A 17,041-nucleotide genomic window follows, 5' to 3' on the forward strand; every position below is an offset into this window, starting at 1 on the left:
GACACTTTTCGCGCCGCTGTGGCGGTTTTCGTCACTCATTGGTGGCTGTTTTCGATACGGGCCTCCGGCTTCGGCCGGGGGCCCGTTCGTTCGTTCCTTCGCTCGTACCTTCGTTCGGGCAAGTGCTCTTTGGTGGTTCGGTGACGGAAAGCGGCTACCGGGACGGAGGTCCGTACGGCAGGATCTTCGGATGGAGCGTGTGCGTGACGTCAGCCTGTTGCCGAAAGCCCATCTGCACCTGCACTTCACCGGGTCCATGCGGCCCACGACGCTGCTGGAGCTGGCCGACAAGTACGGGGTCCACCTCCCCGAGGCCCTGACCACCGGGCAGCCGCCGAAGCTGCGCGCCACGGACGAGCGCGGCTGGTTCCGCTTCCAGCGGCTCTACGACATGGCGCGGTCCTGCCTGCGCGAGCCGGAGGACATCCAGCGCCTGGTCCGGGAGGCGGCGCAGGAGGACCTCGCGGACGGTTCCGGCTGGCTGGAGATCCAGGTCGACCCCACCTCGTACGCGCCCCGGCTCGGCGGTCTGATCCCGGCGCTTGAGATCATCCTGGACGCGGTCGACACCGCCTCGCGGGAGACCGGGCTCGGGATGCGGGTCCTTGTCGCGGCGAACCGCATGAAGCACCCGCTGGACGCCCGCACGCTGGCCCGCCTCGCGGTGCGGTACGCGGACCGGGGCATCGTCGGCTTCGGGCTCTCCAACGACGAACGGCGCGGCATGGCGCGGGACTTCGACCGGGCCTTCGCCATCGCGCGCGAGGGCGGGCTCCTCGCGGCGCCGCACGGCGGGGAGCTGACCGGCCCGGCCTCGGTGCGCGACTGCCTCGACGACCTGCACGCCGCGCGGATCGGGCACGGGGTGCGCGCGGCCGAGGACCCGCGGCTGCTGGAACGGCTCGCCGACCGCGGCGTCACCTGCGAGGTGTGCCCGGCGTCCAACGTGGCGCTCGGGGTGTACGAGAAGCCCGCGGACGTACCGCTGCGGACGCTGTACGACGCCGGGGTCCCGATGGCGCTCGGCGCCGACGACCCGCTGCTCTTCGGCTCGCGCCTGGCCGCGCAGTACGAGATCGCCCGGGAGCACCACGGCTTCGACGACGCGCAGCTGGCCGAGCTGGCGCGGCAGTCGGTGCGGGGGTCGGCCGCGCCGGCCGAGGTGCGGGAGAAGCTGCTGGCGGGGGTCGACGACTGGTTGGCGTGACGCCTGCCGTCAGGCGGCCGCGGCGTCGAGGTCCAGTACGGCCTTGCCGTGCAGGCGGCGGCCGAGGAGGGCGTCGGCGGCCTCTTCGGCTCGCTGCCGGCCGCCGCGCCAGGAGACGCCGGGGTCGAGCTCGCCCTCGGCCACCTGCCGCGCGAGCCGGCTGAGGTCGGGCGCGCAACCGGATGACGGAGGACGGCTGGGCCGGACGTGTGCTGCTCGGCCGCCGCCTCGCCGAGGGAGTGGACGGCACGGCCGGGCAGCCCCACGCGCGCGCAGCTGGCCGCAGGCCTGCACACCGCCGTCGCCGCGGTGCCGGACAGCCTGACTCCGGGGGTCGCGGCGCGCGGCCAGGCCGCACTCTGAACGCGCAAGGAGCGCGGCTGGGGGACGTCCCCCTTGGAACGTGCTGCGGCTAGAACGTGCTGCGGCTAGAACGTGCTGCGGCCGGACTCAGAGGTGATGCCCTGGAGGAGGGTGCGGACGAGAGCGGTTGCGAAGCCCTGTACGGGGGGCGGCGGTTGAGGGCCGTCCTCGTCGTACGCGAACGCGCGCTGCGCGCAGGCGCCGAGGAGCAGGGAGGCGGCGGCGAAGGTGTCGGCCTCGGGCGCGATGCGGCCCGCCCGCTGTTCGGCCCTGAGGTAGTCGTCGAGGCCCATGATGGGCATGTGCGGGCCGGTGCCCATCTCGCTGAGGGCCGCGACGTGCCGGTTGCGCAGCCGGGTCTCGGCGTACAGCGACGCGGCGATCGGGAAGCTCTGCTCGTAGAAGAGCGCGGCCGCGTGCGCGATCTGGACGAGGTTCTCCTCGACGGTGCGCTCGCCCGGTTCGGCGGCCAGGCGGTGGATCAGGGGAGCCAGTTGCGGCAGGCGCTCCTTGAGGACGCTGACGAACAGCTCTTCCTTGCTCGCGAAGTGCTTGTACAGCGCCGCTTCCGAGCAGCCGGCCGCCTTGGCGATCTCCTTGGTGGTGGTGCGGGCGAGGCCGATCGTGCGCATCAGGTGGTGCGCCGCGTCGAGGATCCGCTCTCGGGCCGGTTTCTGCACGTGCCCTCCGATCACGGTTGACGAGTGAGTGAACACTCACCCACTCTAGGGGGTGAGTGAATACTTACCCACACCGGGAGGACGCGACATGAAGCTCACCGTTTTCGGTGCCACCGGAGGGATCGGCCAGGAGATCGTCAAGCAGGCCCTCGGCGCCGGACACCAGGTCACGGCCGTGGTGCGCGATCCCGCCCGGCTGACGGTCACGGGCGCCGCCCTTGAGGTGTTCCGCGCGGATCTGCGGGACACCGAGGCGCTGCGCGGGGCGGTCGAAGGGCGGGACGCGGTGCTGTCCGGTCTCGGGGCCCGCTCGCCCAAGGACGCCCGTACGGGCATCGCGGCGGCCCTGACCCGGCCGGTCCTGCAGGCGCTCGACGCGACGGGCACGCGGCGCTTCCTCGCGGTGAGCGCGGCCCCGCTCGCCCCCGAGCCGGCCGACCAGAAGTTCCTGCACCGCCGCGTCGTGGTGCCGCTGATCGGCACGCTCCTGAAGCCGGTGTACGACGACCTCAAGGTCATGGAGGCGGAGGTCCGGCGCAGCGACACCGACTGGACGCTGGTGCGCCCGCCGAAACTGCTCGACCGGCCGGTCACCGGGACGTACCGCACGGCCCTGAACGTGAATCTGCGCGGCGGCGGCACCATCGCCCGCGCGGACGTGGCGCACGCGATGCTGGCGATGATCGACGATCCGGCGACGGTGCAGCAGGGCGTGAGCGTCGCGTACTGAGGTGTCGCGTACTGAGGTGTCGCGTACTGAGGTGTCACGTACTGAGGCGTCGCGTACTGAGGCGCCGCGTACTGAGGTGTCGCGTACGACTACAGGCTGACGCCCACCGTCACCGGCTCGTTGACCAAGGTGATCCCGAAGGCGTCGCGGACCCCGGCGACGACCTCGCGGGCCAGCGCCAGAAGGTCCTCGGTGGTGGCCTCGCCGCGGTTGGTGAGGGCGAGGGTGTGCTTGGTGGAGATGCGGGCCGGGCCCTCGCCGTACCCCTTCGTGAAGCCCGCCTTGTCGATCAGCCAGGCCGCCGAGGTCTTCACATGCCCGTCGCCGTCCGGGAAGGCGGGCGGCTGGACGTCCGGGCCGAGCCGGTCCCCCACGCGCGCGTGGAACGCGGTGAACTCCGCGTCCGTGAGGATCGGGTTGGTGAAGAACGAACCGGCCGACCAGGTGTCGTGGTCCTCCGGGTCGAGCACCATGCCTTTCCCCGACCGCAGCTTCAGGACCGTCTCGCGCGCGCTCGCCAGCGGCACGCGGTCCCCCGCCTCGACGCCGAGGGCCCGGGCGGTCTCGGCGTACTTCAGGGGGGCGCTCAGGCCGTCCGCGTCCTCAAGCTCGAAGCGGACGCGCAGCACCACGTAACGCTCCGGGTCGGCCTTGAAGCGGCTGTGGCGGTACGAGAACGCGCAGTCGGCGTTCGGCAGCGTGACGGTCTCTCCGGCCCTGCGGTCGTACGCCACGACCTCCGTGATCGTCGAGGAGACCTCCTGGCCGTACGCCCCGACGTTCTGGATCGGTGTCGCGCCGGCGGAGCCGGGGATTCCGGCGAGGCATTCGACGCCTGCGAGTCCGGCTTCGACCGTGCGCGCCACGGCGTCGGTCCAGACCTCGCCGGCGGCCAACTCCAGCTGTGTGCCGTGCAGTTCGAAGCCCTGGGTGGCGATGCGCAGGGCGGTGCCGGCGAAGCCCTTGTCGCCGATCACGAGGTTACTGCCGCCGCCGATGACGAGCAGGGGGGTGCCCGAGGCGTCGGCCTCGCGCACGGTGGCGATCACCTCGGCGTCGGTCGTCGCGGTGATCAGGCGGGTGGCGGGCCCGCCGAGCCGGAAGGTGGTCAGCGGGGCGAGCGGGGCGTCGTGGAGTTGCTGCACGCGCTCAAGGGTACGGTCCGGGACCGACAGCGCCGGTCCCGGACCGTGAGAGGTCCCGCGGTGCGCCTCAGGCGAGGCGCACGGCTTAAGGCGAGGCGTACGACTCAGGCGAGGCGTACGACTCAGGCGAGGCGTACGACGGCCCGGGACATGCCCAGGACCTTCTGTCCGGCGCTCATGGCGGTGAGGTCGACGCGGACGGTGCGGGCGTCGTCGTCGAGCTTGGCCGCGACCTTCGCACTGACCTCGATGACCGCGCCCTCGTCGTCGTTCGGGACGACGACCGGCTTGGTGAAGCGGACGCCGTACTCCGCGACCGCGGCCGGGTCGCCCACCCAGTCGGTGACGACGCGGATCGCCTCGGCCATGGTGAACATGCCGTGGGCGATGACGTCGGGCAGGCCGACCTCCTTGGCGAACTTCTCGTTCCAGTGGATCGGGTTGAAGTCGCCGGACGCGCCCGCGTAGCGCACCAGGGTGGCCCGGGTCACCGGGAAGGTCTGCGCGGGGAGTTCGGCACCGGCCTCGACGTCCTCGTACCGGATCTTCGCCGTCGTGCTGGGTGTGGTCATCGTCACGCCTCCTCTGCCGCGCGTGCGACGAGTTTGGTCCACGCGGTCACGACGTGTTCGCCGGCCTCGTCGTGCACCTCGCCGCGGATGTCCAGGATGTCGTTGCCCGCCATGGACTTGATCGCCTCGATGGTCGAGGTGACGCTGAGCCGGTCACCGGCGCGGACCGGGCGGGTGTACGCGAATTTCTGGTCGCCGTGCACCACGCGGCTGTAGTCGAGGCCGAGTTGGGGGTCCTCGATGACCTGTCCGGCGGCCTTGAACGTGATCGCGAAGACGAAAGTCGGCGGGGCGATCACATCGGGGTGGCCGTAGGCCTTGGCCGCCTCGGTGTCGGTGTACGCGGGATTCGCGTCACCGACCGCCTCCGCGAATTCACGGATCTTCTCGCGGCCGACCTCATAGGGGCCGGTGGGCGGGTAGGACCGCCCCACGAAGGACTGGTCGAGCGCCATGGACTCGGCACCTCCTGTGTTTTTCGCGGTATTCCGCAGTGTTCCTGCCTCACCCGCGTCGGCGATCACGGGCGGTAACGACACAAGGCCGCCCCCCGGAAAGGGGGCGGCCTTGCATGCGAGCCTGATTCAGCGCGTTTCGCGGTGCGCCGTGTGCGAGTTGCAGCGCGGGCAGTGCTTCTTCATCTCAAGACGGTCCGGGTTGTTGCGCCGGTTCTTCTTGGTGATGTAGTTCCGCTCCTTGCACTCCACGCAGGCCAGCGTGATCTTCGGGCGGACGTCTGTGGCAGCCACGTGAGTGCTCCTTGACGGACGGATGGACGAATGGAACGGATGAACGCATAAAAGAGTAGCCGACCGGAGGACCGACCCCACAATCGGCTACTGTCAGTAGCGGTGACCGGACTTGAACCGGTGACACAGCGATTATGAGCCGCTTGCTCTACCGACTGAGCTACACCGCTTTGATGCAAGGCCCTCACCCGAAGGTGAGGGTGCCGCACATCAGAGCCCCAATGCGGAATCGAACCGCAGACCTTCTCCTTACCATGGAGACGCTCTACCGACTGAGCTATTGGGGCGAGCGATGAAGACATTACACGGTCGGCTGCCGTTCGCCCAAATCCGTTTCGGAGCCCCCTGCACGACGATCACCGCGCCCGTCCCTGAGGCCCCTTCCCTGCTCATGCACCACACCGGTACGACTATTGCGCTCCTCCTCGAAGGGGCGTGATCGGCGTCCTAGGCTCGGCACACGCTGCGTGATCTTGATCGAACGCCGCGTGGTCCTGACCGCTCGAACCACGCCCCAGGAGCGCGATGCCCGACAGCCAGCCGCAGCCACCGCACCGTGACGGCGCCGCCGAGGACACGACCTCACTCCTGCTCTGCGGAGCCACGCTCGCCGACGGCAGGACCGTGGACGTACGGCTCGGCAGGGGGCGCATCGAGGCGGTCGGCACCGCGGGCAGCCTGACCGCGCACACCGCGCGTGTGGACCTGCACGGCTACCTGCTGCTGCCCGCCCCCGCCGAACCGCACGCGCACAGCGACACCGCGCTGACCGCGGACGGCGACGGCCCGGTCGGGTACGAGGTCCAGGACGTCCAGCGGCGCACCACGGAGGCCGCGCTGCTGCAACTCGGCCACGGGGCGACGACCTTGCGCAGTCATGTGCGGATCGGCGACGTGCAGGGGCTCGGCGCGATGGAGGCGGCGCTGCAGGCCCGCCGCTCGTTGCGCGGTCTCACGGACCTGACGACCGTCGCCGTTCCGCGGCTGCTCACCGGGGTCGCCGGCGCCGACGGCCTGTCGATGCTGCGGGACGCCGTGAAGATGGGCGCTTCTGTGGTGGGCGGCTGCCCCGACCTGGACCCGGACCCGACGGGGTACGTGGAGGCGGTCCTGGAGGTCGCCGCCGAGCACGGGTGCCCCGTGGACCTGCACACGGACGGCGCGGACCCGGCCCGGCTCGCGCGTCTCGCCGCCATGGCGGGCGGACTGCGGTCCGGTGTGACGGTCGGGCCGTGCGGCGGGCTCGGCCGGATGCCGGCGGCGGCGGCCGCGCGTACGGCCGAGGCGCTCGCCGCGGCCGGTGTCTCCGTCGTGTGCCTGCCGCAGGGCGACTGCGGGGGCCTGGAACAGCGGGGCCGCTCGGCGGCTCCCGTACGGCTGCTCAGGGCGGCCGGGGTGCGCGTGGCCGCGGGCAGCGGGGCGTTGCGCGACCTCGCCAACCCGGTGGGGCGCGGCGACCCGATGGAGGCCGCGTACCTGCTCGCCGCGCAGCACGGGCTCGACGCCGACGACGCGTACGCCGCGGTGAGTTCGGGCGCGCGGCAGGCGCTGGGGCTTCCGGAGGTGCGGGTGGAGGCCGGGTTCCCCGCCGAGCTGCTCGCGGTCCGCGGCACGCGGCTGTCGGGGGTGCTGTCGCTCGCGTACAGCAGGATCGTGGTGCACCGGGGGCGGGTGGTGGCGCGGACCAGTGCGGTACGGGAGTACTGCGACTCGGCCGTCGCCGTGGCGCTCGACCTGCCGCGGCAGGGGCGGGTGAAGGGCGCGGGAGGGACTGCTTGAGGGACTGCACGCGCGCGTAGTGCCGGTTTTCGGTGTCCCGGCGATCGCACGCGCGCGTGCAGGCTGTTTTCTGGCTGGGGTTCGGCCGGGTCAGCGGACGGCGGTCCGGGAGCCGGCGATGAACGCCAGGTCGGAGAGGGTCAGTTCGGTGGCGTCGGCCGGGCGCTCGATCTTCGGCGCCTTGCCGAACTTCACCGTCAGCGGCAGCTTGGTGCCCTTCTTCAAGCCGTCGGACCTGTCCGCGAGTTGAGCGAGATCGAACGTGATCTGCCGCAGCTTGCCGTCCTTCAGCAGGAAGTCGACCTTCACTTTCTTTTCGGGGACCGTCCTGAAGTCCTCGGCCGTCGGCAGGTCGGAGCCCGGCGGCAGATCGCCCGCTATGGGTTCCAGTTCCTCGGCGAGGCCCGTGAGGAGCGAGCGGGCGTTGGCCCGCGCGCTGATGCGGGAGGTGCCGCCCGAGCCGCCGTCGTCCTTGAAAGTGACCTCACGCGCGAGGACCTTGCGGATGCCCTTGAGCAGCTCGGCCTGCGCCTTGTCGTCGAGGGCGGGCTCGTCCCGCGCCGCTCCCGGCAGCATCCTTGGGTCGACCTCGACCCACTTGCCCTGGAGGGCGCTGCGCAGGGCGCCCGCCTCCTCGGGGAGGTCGGCGGCCGTGGGCATCGGGGTGTCCGCGAGCTTGCCGAAGGCGGCCAAGTCGGCGCGGTAGTACGTGTCTTCGCCCAGGGCGCGGTACTCGACCAGCGTTCCGTCGGCACCGGTGATCTTCATCGACGTACCGGAGAAGTCCTTCTCCTCGGCGTCGGCGAGCGGCTTCTCGGCCTGCAGGGAGAGCTGCACGCGGGCGTTGCCGAGGAAGGCGCCGAAGCCGGGCGGCGGGCCGTCGCCGCGCTGCGCTTCGTCGCTCTCCCGGATGAGCCTGTCGAGCGTGGCCGCATCGGCGTCCAGGCCGAACTCGACGGTGAGGGAACGCTGTTCGCCGAGCTGCTCGACGGCGTCGTCGACCTGGTGTGCTGCGGAGACGCTCTCGATCGGGTCGCAGGCGGTCGCGCCCGCGAGGACGGCGGCAGCGCAGCCGACGGCGATCAGTGTGTTGCGTATGGCGCTGATGACGGGCTCCTCTTGAAGATGAACATTCATGTGACACCCGGGACGCGTGACACCCGGGACGCGCCGAGGGTTGTACGGCGGTTGTACGGCGGCTTCGGCCGACGCGGCGTACGGTCGGAATCATGCGGATTGTCATCGCTGGTGGACACGGTCAGATCGCGCTGCGGCTGGAGCGACTGCTCGCCGCGCGCGGGTACGAGGTAGCGGGCCTGATCCGCAACCCCGGGCAGGGCGACGACCTGCGGGAGGCGGGCGCCGAGCCGGTGTTGTGCGACTTGGAGTCGGCGTCGGTGGAGGAGGTCGCCGCCCATCTGCAGGGCGCCGGCGCCGGGGTGTTCGCGGCGGGCGCGGGCCCGGGCAGCGGGGTGGGCCGCAAGGACACGGTGGACCGGGGCGCGGCGGTGCTGTTCGCCGAGGCGGCGGAGCGGGCCGGCGTGCGGCGGTATGTGGTGGTGTCGTCGATGGGCGCGGACCCGGCGCACGAGGGCGACGAGGTCTTCGACGCGTATCTGCGCGCCAAGGGCGAGGCGGACGCGTACGTGCGCGGGCGCGCGGCGCTGGACTGGACGATCCTGAAGCCCGGCACGCTCACGAACGACGCCGGTACGGGACAGGTCCGCCTGGAGGCGTCGACGGGCCGTGGGCCGGTCTCCCGCGACGACGTGGCGGCGGTCCTCGCGGAGCTGGTGGACACGCCGGGGACCGTGGGGCTGACCCTGGAGCTGGTGGGCGGGGCGACGCCGGTGTCGGTCGCGGTGAAGGATGTCGCCGGCAATTGAGCCCGAAGCACAGCGAAAGGCCCCGTGACCAACGTTCACGCTGGTCACGGGGCCTTTCCCCAAGTGTGGCGGCGCCAGGATTCGAACCTGGGAAGGCTGAGCCGGCAGATTTACAGTCTGCTCCCTTTGGCCGCTCGGGCACACCGCCTGGGATGCTGCGCGAAGCGGCCTTGCGGCTGCTCCGTGGCAACGACGTAAACGATACCTGATGCCCGGGGGTGCTTCGCCACCCGATAGATCGCCGCCGGTCGCGCGGGTGGTGACTAGGCTTGCGGGTGCGGTCCGGGACACCGGCCGTACCCCCTACGCACCCCGACACCCCGATACAAGGAGCCACAGGACATGGCCGACTCCAGTTTCGACATCGTCTCGAAGGTCGAGCGGCAGGAGGTCGACAACGCCCTCAACCAGGCCGCGAAGGAGATCTCTCAGCGCTACGACTTCAAGAACGTCGGTGCCTCGATCTCCTGGTCCGGCGAGAAGATCCTGATGCAGGCGAACGCCGAGGAACGGGTCAAGGCGATCCTCGACATCTTCCAGTCCAAGCTGGTGAAGCGGGGCATCTCGCTGAAGTCCCTGGACGCCGGTGAGCCGCAGCTCTCCGGTAAGGAGTACAAGCTCTTCGCCTCGATCGAGGAAGGCATCTCCCAGGACAATGCCAAGAAGGTCGCGAAGGTCATCCGTGACGAGGGCCCGAAGGGCGTGAAGGCCCAGGTGCAGGGTGACGAGCTGCGGGTGTCCTCGAAGAGCCGTGACGACCTGCAGTCCGTGATCGCGCTCCTCAAGGGCCAGGACTTCGACTTCGCGCTGCAGTTTGTGAACTACCGGTGACCGACTGGCCCGGCCTGCACGGACGTTGCTAGGCAGGCCACCCAGGCCACCCAGGCCACAGCAGGACACAGCAGGACACAGCAGGACACAGCAGGACACCACGGGTCATACAGGGCACAACCGGGCGCAACAGCCCGCGTTGTGCCCTTTGTCGTTCTGCACGGATGGCGTTCCGCACGGGTTGCCACCCCGCACGGACTTGACCACCGAGCGCGCCGCAACCAAGGCGTCACACGCCCGCCCCACCGGATTCGCCATGCACACAACCCGAGCTTGACCGTCCAAGAATTTTCGAACTATCTTCGTGCGAGATTTTTCGAACGGTTAGGGAGGGGCGATGACTCCTGCGAGGGTCTACCAGCATCCGGAAACGTCAGAGATCGCCATGCCCAAGGTCTTGTTCGCGCTGAGCGAGCCGCTGCGGCTGACCATGGTCCGCATGCTCGTCGAACGCGGCGAGGTCGACAGCATCGACCTCGGCCCGGACCTGCCGCGGTCGACGCTGACGCACCACACCAGCCTGCTGCGCGAGTCCGGGATAGTGTTCGTCCGCGCCGAGGGGCGCAAGTGCATGATCCGGCTCCGTGAGGACGATCTGGAGGCCCGGTTCCCCGGCCTGATCCGGACCGTTCTGAACGGTTACCCGGCAGGCGCGGGCAATGAGGGGGACGCGTGATCCGCAGGGTGTGGCCCCTGGTCGCCGCCGCCATCGCGCTCGGCATCGACGCCTACGTTGTCGCCGGCGTGCTGCCGTCGATCGCTGATTCACTGGCGACCACCGTCGCGGTGATCGGTCTCGGGGTGACCGCCTTCACCGCCGCCTATGCCGTGGCAGGACCGCTGCTCTCCGGAAGGCTCGCTCAAGGCAGTACCGCGCGCGCGTTGCTGATCGCGCTCGGCGTGTTCAATCTCGGAAACCTCATCACCGTCTTGGCTCCGGGAGTGGGGACCTTCCTCGCGTCTCGTGTCGTTGCGGGCGCGGGTGCGGGGATGCTCACCGCGATTGCGACGGCGACCGCTGCCTCGATGGTCACCGACCGGGAGCGCGGCCGGGCGATGGCGACGGTCACCTTCGGCCTGTCCACAGGAACGGTCGCAGGGGTGCCCCTGGGCATGCTGATCGGCGAGAGCTGGGGCTGGCGCTGGACCATGGCCCTGGTCGTCGCTGTCGGCGTACTCAGCATGACCGCCCTCGCCGCCCGCGCACACACGCTGCCGCCCTTGCCCATGACAGACGGAGCGCCCGCCTTCGCAGTGCTGCGCTCGGGCAAGACCTCCGCCGGGATCGTCGCCGCGTTCCTGCTCGGCGTGGCCAGCCTCGGCCTCTACACGTACCTGCTTCCCATGGCGGACTCCCGGGGCCTTCAGGACTGGGGTTTCGCCCTGGTGTGGGCGTGGGGCATCGGTGGTGTCGCCGGGGCCGCGCTGATCGGGAAGCCCTTGGACAGATACGGGCCGCGGGTGCTGCTTCTGGTCCTGCCCGCCGTACTCTCCGCGAGCTTCGCGACGGTCTGGCTCTCCTCCGCTCCCGCCTTGTGGTTGACCGCGGCGGCCACGTGGGGAGCTGCCGGCTGGGCGAGCGTGCCGACCCTGCAGCAGGCACTCACCCAGGACCGCCCCGCTCAGGCGATGCCGGTCATCGCTTTCCAGATGGCGGCGATGTACCTCGGCTCGGCCGCAGGAGCCGCCCTGGGAAGCAGTCTCCTGTCCGAGGGGGTCAACTCCGTTGACCTCGCCGGATTGGCGCTGCTCCCCGCAGGGCTCGCCACGATCCTGACCTGCTGGATCGGCGCCAAGGCACAGCCGGCCCGGACGCGGGAGACCGTTCGTGTCCAGGCCCGCGAACCTGCCGGATGCGCCTCGCGATAGGCGCGTTCGAGCGGTCACGAAAGGGCGGACACCGTCGTGGTGTCCGCCCTTGGCGTGCCGTCCCGGCGTTGGTCTGCCTTGGTCTGCCTTGGTCTGCCTTGGTCTGGGGCTTGGTCTGGGGCTTGGTCTGGGGCTTGGCCTGCCGTCCCGGTTGGCGTCGGCGCGGCGGCCGGTCCGGTCAGCGGGAGCGGGAGTGGCCGAAGAGGAGGCGGTACGCGATGAGCAGGACGAGGGAGCCGCCGATGGCCGCTATCCAGGTCGTGGCGTCGTAGAAGTCCTTCGCGATGGGGCGGTCGAAGAACTCGGCGGAGCCCCAGCCTCCGATGAAGGCGCCCGCGATGCCGATGAGGGTGGTTCCGATGAGGCCGCCCGGGTCGCGGCCGGGCAGCAGGACCTTGGCGACGGCTCCGGCGATGAGCCCCAGAACGATCCAGCTGATGATGCCCATACGGCCGCGACCTGCCTTTCCTTACATGTGTCCGCGGTACGTGTCCGCGGTACGTGTCCGCGGTGGGTGCGTCTCCAGTACGTGTGTCCGCGGTACGTGTACCCACCGTGCGTTGTCGTCGGGGAAGACGTCGGCCGGGGCGGGCGTGGTTGCGCTGAGCCGCGGCGTGCGGTGCAGGACACAGCGGCGGGCGTTGTTGGCGGGCGGGCCGGTCGGGAACCGGAGTCAGCGGGCGGCGAAAGGCTGGTCGGTGGGGACGATCTCGCGGCCCAGCGGCATCAGGGAGACCGGGATCAGCTTGAAGTTGGCGATGCCCAGCGGGATGCCGATGATCGTGATGCACTGCGCGATGCCCGTGGCGATGTGCGCGAGCGCGAGCCACCAGCCGGCGAGGACCAGCCACAGGACGTTGCCGACGCAGGACGGCGCGCCCGCGTCACGGCGCTCCACGACCGTGTACCCGAAGGGCCACAGGGCGTAGAGGCCGATGCGGAACGAGGCGATCCCGAAGGGGATGCCGATGATCGTGATGCACAGGAGCACGCCCGCGGCGAGGTACCCGAGGAACAGCCAGAAACCGCTCAGGACCAGCCAGATGAGGTTGAGGAGGGTTTTCACTGGTGACGTCCTGCCATCTGTTCGAGTCGGGCGATGCGCTCCGCCATCGGCGGGTGCGTGGAGAACATTCTCGCCATGCCCTGACCGGGGCGGAAGGGATTCGCGATCATCATGTGGCTGGCTGCTTCGATCTTCGGCTCGGGCGGCAGCGGCAACTGCTGGGCGCCGCGCTCCAGTTTGCGCAAGGCGCTGGCCAGGGCCAGTGGGTCACCGGTGAGTTGGGCCCCGGAGGCGTCCGCCTCGTACTCCCTGGAGCGGCTGATGGCGAGGCGGATGACCGAGGCGGCGATCGGACCCAGGAGCATGATCAGCAACATGCCGAAGATGCCGGGTCCTTCACGGTTGCTGTTGCCGCTGGGGATCAGCCAGGCGAAGTTGACCAGGAACATGATCACCGAGGCGAGCGCGCCGGCCACCGAGGAGATCAGGATGTCGCGGTTGTAGACATGGCTCAGTTCGTGACCGATGACCCCGCGCAGTTCGCGCTCGTCCAGGATGCGCAGGATCCCCTCGGTGCAGCACACGGCCGCGTTGCGCGGGTTGCGGCCGGTCGCGAAGGCGTTGGGGGCCTCGGTGGGTGAGATGTAGAGGCGGGGCATGGGCTGGCGGGCCTGGGTGGAGAGTTCGCGGACCATCCGGTACAGCTCGGGGGCCTCGAACTCGCTCACCGGGCGGGCGCGCATGGCTCGCAGTGCCAGCTTGTCGCTGTTCCAGTACGCGTACGCGTTGGTGCCGAGCGCCACGAAGAGGGCGACGATCAAGCCCGTACGTCCGAAGAAACTGCCGATGACAAGGATGAGCGCGGACAGTCCCCCGAGGAGCACGGCGGTCTTCAGACCGTTGTTGCGGCGGTGCACGGTACGCCCTCCTGGTGGTGCGGCAGGGGAGCCGTTGCTCACTGGCTTCCACATCCAGTGGACCCTCCCTACCTGGTCAACGCCAGGCGAAGGGTGCTGGTTCCCTGGTGCGCACGCAGCCGGGTTCGGCCGTACGGGTGCGGGGGCGGCGGCCCGAAAACCGGCTCTCAGAAGAGGACGGTCGCCGAGAAGCGCAGGACGAGCTGCGGCGCCCCGGACAGGGCGACGCCGATGACCGTGGTCAGCACGAGCGCCGCCGCCAGCGGGAACGGAACCGCGTGCTTCTTCTCGGGCTGCGCCGCTCCTTCAGGCGCCCGGACAGGTGCGCGTACAGGTGCGCGTACAGGCGCGCGGAAGAGGACCGCGGTCCACTGCAGGTAGTAGTAGAGGGCGATCACGACGTTGGCCGCCATGACGACGGCGAGCCAGCCGAGGCCCGCGTCGACGGCCGCCGCGAAGACCGTGACCTTCGCGAACAGGCCGATGATGCCCGGCGGCAGACCGGCCAGGCAGAGCAGGAAGAAGCCGAGGACGAGCGCCGCCAGCGGGCGGTTCGCGTACAGGCCGCGGTAGTCGCTGAGGCGGTTCAGGGGCCGGGTGCGGGCGACGAGCGCCGCGACGGCGAACGCGCCGAGGTTCACTGCCGCGTACATCAGGGCGTACGCGACGGTGGCGCCGATCGCCTTCTCCGTCTCGGCGGGGCTGTCCGCGTACGCGGCCGAGGCGATCGGCACCAGGAGGTAGCCGGCCTGCCCGACGGAGGACCAGGCCAGGAGGCGGATCGCGCTGTACGCGCGCGTGCCGACCTGCCGCAGGGCGGCGACGTTGCCGACCGTCATGGTGAGGGCGGCGAGGGCGGCGAGCACGGGGCCCCACACGTCGGCGTACGCGGGGAAGGCCACCACGGTGACCAGGATGAGGCCGGTGAAGCCGACCGCCTTGCCGACCACCGAGAGGTACGCGGCGACCGGCAGCGGGGCGCCGATGTACGTGTCGGGCACCCAGAAGTGGAAGGGCACCGCGGCCGTCTTGAAGGCGAAGCCGACCAGGGTGAGGGCCACACCGGTCTGCGCGAGGACGTGCAGCTGTCCGTCGGCCGCGCCGAGCCTGTCGGCCACCTCCGTGAGGTGCAGGGTGCCGGTGGCCGCGTACACGAAGCTGACGCCCATGAGGCTGACGGCGGTGGCGGTGACGGAGGACAGGAAGAACTTCAGCGCCGCCTCGGACGAGCGGCGGTCGCCGCGCTTGAGGCCGACGAGCGCGAAGGCCGGCAGGGAGGCGACTTCCAGGGCCACGATCAGCGTGGCGAGGTCGCGCGATGCGGGCAGCAGGGCGGCGCCCGCCACGGAGGCCAGCAGGAGAAACCAGAACTCCCCTTCGGGGAGTGCTTTGTTGTCCTTGAGGGGGCTCACGGAGAGCAGTGCGGTCAGCAGCGCGCCGGCGATGACCAGGAACTGGATGACGACGGTGAAGCGGTCCGCGGTGTAGCTGCACACGTCGCCGGCGCCGACGAGACAGAACGTCGCACGGTCGCCGTCGAGCAGCGGCAGCAGCGACAGGCCCGCGGCCACGAGACCGGCGAGGGAGATCCACGCCAGGAGCGTCTTGTTGCCCTCGCGCACGAACAGGTCGGCGACGAGGACGACCAGGGCGACGACGGCCGCGATGGTGGGCGGTGCGATCGCGACCCAGTCGACGTTCTGGACGAGGCTTGCGGCGGCTGCGGTCATGCGTTTCCTCCCGCGAGGAGCTGCTGCACGGCCGGGTCGGTGAGGCCGAGCAGCAGCGCGGGCCAGAGTCCGGCGAGGACGGTGAGGGCGACGAGCGGGGTCCAGGCGGCGAATTCGTACCCCTGGACGTCGGCGAGCTTCGGGGCGGCCGGGTCGGGGGCGGCGCCCATGCAGACGCGGCGTACGACGACGAGCAGGTACGCGGCGGTCAGAAGCGTGCCGAGGGCGCCGATCGCCATGAACGTGAGGAAGGCCGGACGGCTCAGCCCTTCGGCGGGGTCGAAGGCGCCGAACAGGGCGAGCATCTCGCCCCAGAATCCGGCGAGTCCGGGCAGTCCGAGCGAGGCGACGGCGCCGAAGGCGAGCAGTCCGCCGAGGCGGGGCGCGCGGCCGTAGAGGGCGGCGCCGGTCTGCTCGGCGAGGGCGTCGAGGTCGGTGCTGCCGGTGCGGTCCTTGAGCGCGCCGACGAGGAAGAACAGCAGGCCCGTGATGAGGCCGTGGGCGATGTTGGCGAACAGCGCGCCGTTCACGCCGGTCGGGGTCATCGAGGCGATGCCGAGCAGCACGAAGCCCATGTGGCCGACGGAGGAGTACGCGATGAGCCGCTTGAGGTCGCCCTTCGCGCCGCGCCTGGCGAGCGCGAGGCAGGCGAGGGAGCCGTAGATGATCCCGACGACCGCGAAGGCGGCGAGGTACGGCGCGAACTCCCGCATTCCGTCGGGGGTGATGGGGAGGAGGATTCGGACGAACCCGTACGTTCCCATCTTCAGCAGTACACCGGCGAGGAGGACCGAGCCGACGGTCGGGGCGGCCGTGTGGGCGTCCGGGAGCCAGCTGTGCAGCGGCCACATCGGGGTCTTGACGGCCAGTCCGATCCCGATCGCCAAAGCGGCGATGACCTGCACGGATGTGGTGAGCCCACGGCCGTTGTCAGTGGCGAGTGCCATCATGTCGAACGTGCCTGAGTCGAGGCCGACGAGGAGCAGTCCGAGCAGCATCACGACCGAACCGAGGAGGGTGAAGAGGATGAACTTCCAGGCGGCGGCGCGCTGTTGATCACCTCCCCACCGGGCGATCAGGAAGTACATCGGGATGAGGACCATCTCGAACGCGAGGAAGAACAGCAGCAGATCGAGGACGGCGAAGGTCGCGAGGGTGCCGGACTCAAGGACGAGCAGCAGCGCGACAAATGCCTTGGGAGACGGGCCCGTTGGCATGCGGAAGTAGCTGTAGAGCGCGCAGAGGAAGGTCAGCAGCGCGGTCAGGACGAGAAGGGGGAGCGAGATGCCGTCGATGCCGAGGTGGAGACGCACGTCGAGTGCGGGGATCCAGCTGATGTCGGTCGTGGCCTGCATACGCGCGGGCTCGTCGTGATCGAAGCCGGCGGCGAGGGCGAGCGCGGCGAGCAGCACGACTCCGGTGACGGTCACGCCGTGCCGCAGCACCGCCTGGTCCGGTGACCTGCCGCGCAGTCCGGGCGGGGCGGGCAGCAGGGCGGCGCCCGCGCCGAGAAGGGGAAGCACCACCACGAGGGCGAGGAGGTACTGCATGACGGTGTCGTTGATATCGATCACGGC

20 protein-coding genes and 3 tRNA genes are annotated in these 17,041 nt (G+C 70.5%); 8 read left to right on the forward strand and 15 right to left on the reverse strand.

The genetic code is table 11. The annotated features are described in order from the left end of the window. Positions 1-190 precede the first annotated feature (190 nt). Positions 191-1,207 (forward strand): adenosine deaminase, encoded by a 1,017-nt coding sequence (locus QIS99_RS06075; RefSeq protein ID WP_282511222.1) that lies wholly within the window; start codon positions 191-193, stop codon positions 1,205-1,207. 9 nt (positions 1,208-1,216) lie between these two features. Here the strand turns inward: QIS99_RS06075 and QIS99_RS06080 are convergent, their stop codons facing one another. Then, entirely contained in the window at positions 1,217-1,351 is a 135-nt protein-coding gene (locus QIS99_RS06080) for a hypothetical protein (RefSeq protein ID WP_282511224.1), read from the reverse strand. 63 nt (positions 1,352-1,414) lie between these two features. On the opposite strand from QIS99_RS06080, the gene QIS99_RS06085 reads away from it, so the two are divergent. Next, on the forward strand, positions 1,415-1,570 hold the full coding sequence (locus tag QIS99_RS06085) for a hypothetical protein (RefSeq protein ID WP_282511226.1): 156 nt from the start codon (positions 1,415-1,417) through the stop codon (positions 1,568-1,570). Positions 1,571-1,635: 65 nt separating this feature from the next. Here the strand turns inward: QIS99_RS06085 and QIS99_RS06090 are convergent, their stop codons facing one another. Beyond that, a complete protein-coding gene (locus QIS99_RS06090) occupies positions 1,636-2,250 on the reverse strand; it encodes a TetR/AcrR family transcriptional regulator (protein WP_282511228.1) in 615 nt (204 codons plus the stop codon). 88 nt (positions 2,251-2,338) lie between these two features. Between QIS99_RS06090 and QIS99_RS06095 the strand changes: the two genes are divergently transcribed. After that, positions 2,339-2,980, forward strand: a complete 642-nt coding sequence (locus QIS99_RS06095) for an NAD(P)-dependent oxidoreductase (RefSeq protein WP_282511230.1) — start codon at positions 2,339-2,341, stop codon at positions 2,978-2,980. Positions 2,981-3,069: 89 nt separating this feature from the next. Here the strand turns inward: QIS99_RS06095 and QIS99_RS06100 are convergent, their stop codons facing one another. From QIS99_RS06100 to QIS99_RS06125, 6 genes are all read right to left on the reverse strand, one after another. Continuing rightward, positions 3,070-4,125: a UDP-N-acetylmuramate dehydrogenase gene (locus tag QIS99_RS06100; RefSeq protein WP_282511232.1), complete on the reverse strand. Its 1,056-nt coding sequence runs from the start codon at positions 4,123-4,125 to the stop codon at positions 3,070-3,072. Positions 4,126-4,247: 122 nt separating this feature from the next. After that, positions 4,248-4,697 carry a MaoC family dehydratase gene (locus QIS99_RS06105; RefSeq protein WP_282511233.1) on the reverse strand — a complete coding sequence of 150 codons (450 nt, stop codon included), beginning with the start codon at positions 4,695-4,697 and terminating at the stop codon, positions 4,248-4,250. Between the two features lie 2 nt (positions 4,698-4,699). After that, on the reverse strand, positions 4,700-5,152 hold the full coding sequence (locus QIS99_RS06110) for a MaoC family dehydratase N-terminal domain-containing protein (RefSeq protein WP_282511234.1): 453 nt from the start codon (positions 5,150-5,152) through the stop codon (positions 4,700-4,702). 129 nt (positions 5,153-5,281) lie between these two features. Beyond that, positions 5,282-5,446 carry a 50S ribosomal protein L33 gene (rpmG, locus tag QIS99_RS06115; RefSeq protein WP_003956487.1) on the reverse strand — a complete coding sequence of 55 codons (165 nt, stop codon included), beginning with the start codon at positions 5,444-5,446 and terminating at the stop codon, positions 5,282-5,284. Between the two features lie 97 nt (positions 5,447-5,543). Continuing rightward, positions 5,544-5,616, reverse strand: a tRNA-Met gene (locus QIS99_RS06120). Positions 5,617-5,660: 44 nt separating this feature from the next. Next, positions 5,661-5,733, reverse strand: a tRNA-Thr gene (locus QIS99_RS06125). A 238-nt stretch (positions 5,734-5,971) separates the two neighbouring features. Between QIS99_RS06125 and QIS99_RS06130 the strand changes: the two genes are divergently transcribed. Then, complete coding sequence (locus tag QIS99_RS06130) at positions 5,972-7,225, forward strand: amidohydrolase family protein (protein WP_282511235.1); 1,254 nt, start codon at positions 5,972-5,974, stop codon at positions 7,223-7,225. 90 nt (positions 7,226-7,315) lie between these two features. On the opposite strand, the gene QIS99_RS06135 is transcribed toward QIS99_RS06130, so the two are convergent. Further along, complete coding sequence (locus QIS99_RS06135) at positions 7,316-8,362, reverse strand: hypothetical protein (protein ID WP_282511236.1); 1,047 nt, start codon at positions 8,360-8,362, stop codon at positions 7,316-7,318. A 92-nt stretch (positions 8,363-8,454) separates the two neighbouring features. Between QIS99_RS06135 and QIS99_RS06140 the strand changes: the two genes are divergently transcribed. Further along, the gene (locus QIS99_RS06140; RefSeq protein ID WP_282511237.1) at positions 8,455-9,111 is read left to right on the forward strand and encodes an SDR family oxidoreductase; all 657 of its coding nucleotides are present in this window, start codon (positions 8,455-8,457) and stop codon (positions 9,109-9,111) included. A gap of 66 nt (positions 9,112-9,177) precedes the next feature. Here QIS99_RS06140 and QIS99_RS06145 read toward each other — a convergent pair. Continuing rightward, positions 9,178-9,259 (reverse strand) — tRNA-Tyr (locus QIS99_RS06145). Between the two features lie 194 nt (positions 9,260-9,453). On the opposite strand from QIS99_RS06145, the gene QIS99_RS06150 reads away from it, so the two are divergent. The 3 genes from QIS99_RS06150 to QIS99_RS06160 all read left to right on the forward strand — a co-directional run bounded on the left by QIS99_RS06150 (position 9,454) and on the right by QIS99_RS06160 (position 11,811). Continuing rightward, complete coding sequence (locus QIS99_RS06150; protein ID WP_282511238.1) at positions 9,454-9,942, forward strand: YajQ family cyclic di-GMP-binding protein; 489 nt, start codon at positions 9,454-9,456, stop codon at positions 9,940-9,942. A 337-nt stretch (positions 9,943-10,279) separates the two neighbouring features. Continuing rightward, positions 10,280-10,618, forward strand: a complete 339-nt coding sequence (locus QIS99_RS06155) for an ArsR/SmtB family transcription factor (protein WP_282511239.1) — start codon at positions 10,280-10,282, stop codon at positions 10,616-10,618. Continuing rightward, the gene (locus QIS99_RS06160; RefSeq protein ID WP_282511240.1) at positions 10,615-11,811 is read left to right on the forward strand and encodes an MFS transporter; all 1,197 of its coding nucleotides are present in this window, start codon (positions 10,615-10,617) and stop codon (positions 11,809-11,811) included. The genes QIS99_RS06155 and QIS99_RS06160 overlap by 4 nt, the downstream gene beginning before the upstream one ends. A gap of 178 nt (positions 11,812-11,989) precedes the next feature. Here QIS99_RS06160 and QIS99_RS06165 read toward each other — a convergent pair whose 3' ends face one another. From QIS99_RS06165 to QIS99_RS06185, 5 genes are all read right to left on the reverse strand, one after another. Next, positions 11,990-12,259 carry a GlsB/YeaQ/YmgE family stress response membrane protein gene (locus QIS99_RS06165; RefSeq protein WP_282511241.1) on the reverse strand — a complete coding sequence of 90 codons (270 nt, stop codon included), beginning with the start codon at positions 12,257-12,259 and terminating at the stop codon, positions 11,990-11,992. Between the two features lie 225 nt (positions 12,260-12,484). Then, positions 12,485-12,877 (reverse strand): YccF domain-containing protein, encoded by a 393-nt coding sequence (locus QIS99_RS06170; protein WP_282511242.1) that lies wholly within the window; start codon positions 12,875-12,877, stop codon positions 12,485-12,487. Beyond that, positions 12,874-13,734: a zinc metalloprotease HtpX gene (htpX, locus tag QIS99_RS06175; RefSeq protein WP_282511243.1), complete on the reverse strand. Its 861-nt coding sequence runs from the start codon at positions 13,732-13,734 to the stop codon at positions 12,874-12,876. The genes QIS99_RS06170 and htpX overlap by 4 nt, the downstream gene beginning before the upstream one ends. Before the next feature lie 167 nt (positions 13,735-13,901). Further along, the gene (locus QIS99_RS06180; RefSeq protein WP_282511244.1) at positions 13,902-15,464 is read right to left on the reverse strand and encodes an NADH-quinone oxidoreductase subunit N; all 1,563 of its coding nucleotides are present in this window, start codon (positions 15,462-15,464) and stop codon (positions 13,902-13,904) included. Continuing rightward, complete coding sequence (locus QIS99_RS06185; protein WP_282511245.1) at positions 15,461-17,038, reverse strand: NADH-quinone oxidoreductase subunit M; 1,578 nt, start codon at positions 17,036-17,038, stop codon at positions 15,461-15,463. The genes QIS99_RS06180 and QIS99_RS06185 overlap by 4 nt, the downstream gene beginning before the upstream one ends. Positions 17,039-17,041 lie beyond the last annotated feature (3 nt).

It is taken from the genome of Streptomyces solicavernae (genome assembly GCF_029968095.1).
Classification (GTDB): Bacteria; Actinomycetota; Actinomycetes; order Streptomycetales; family Streptomycetaceae; genus Streptomyces; species Streptomyces solicavernae.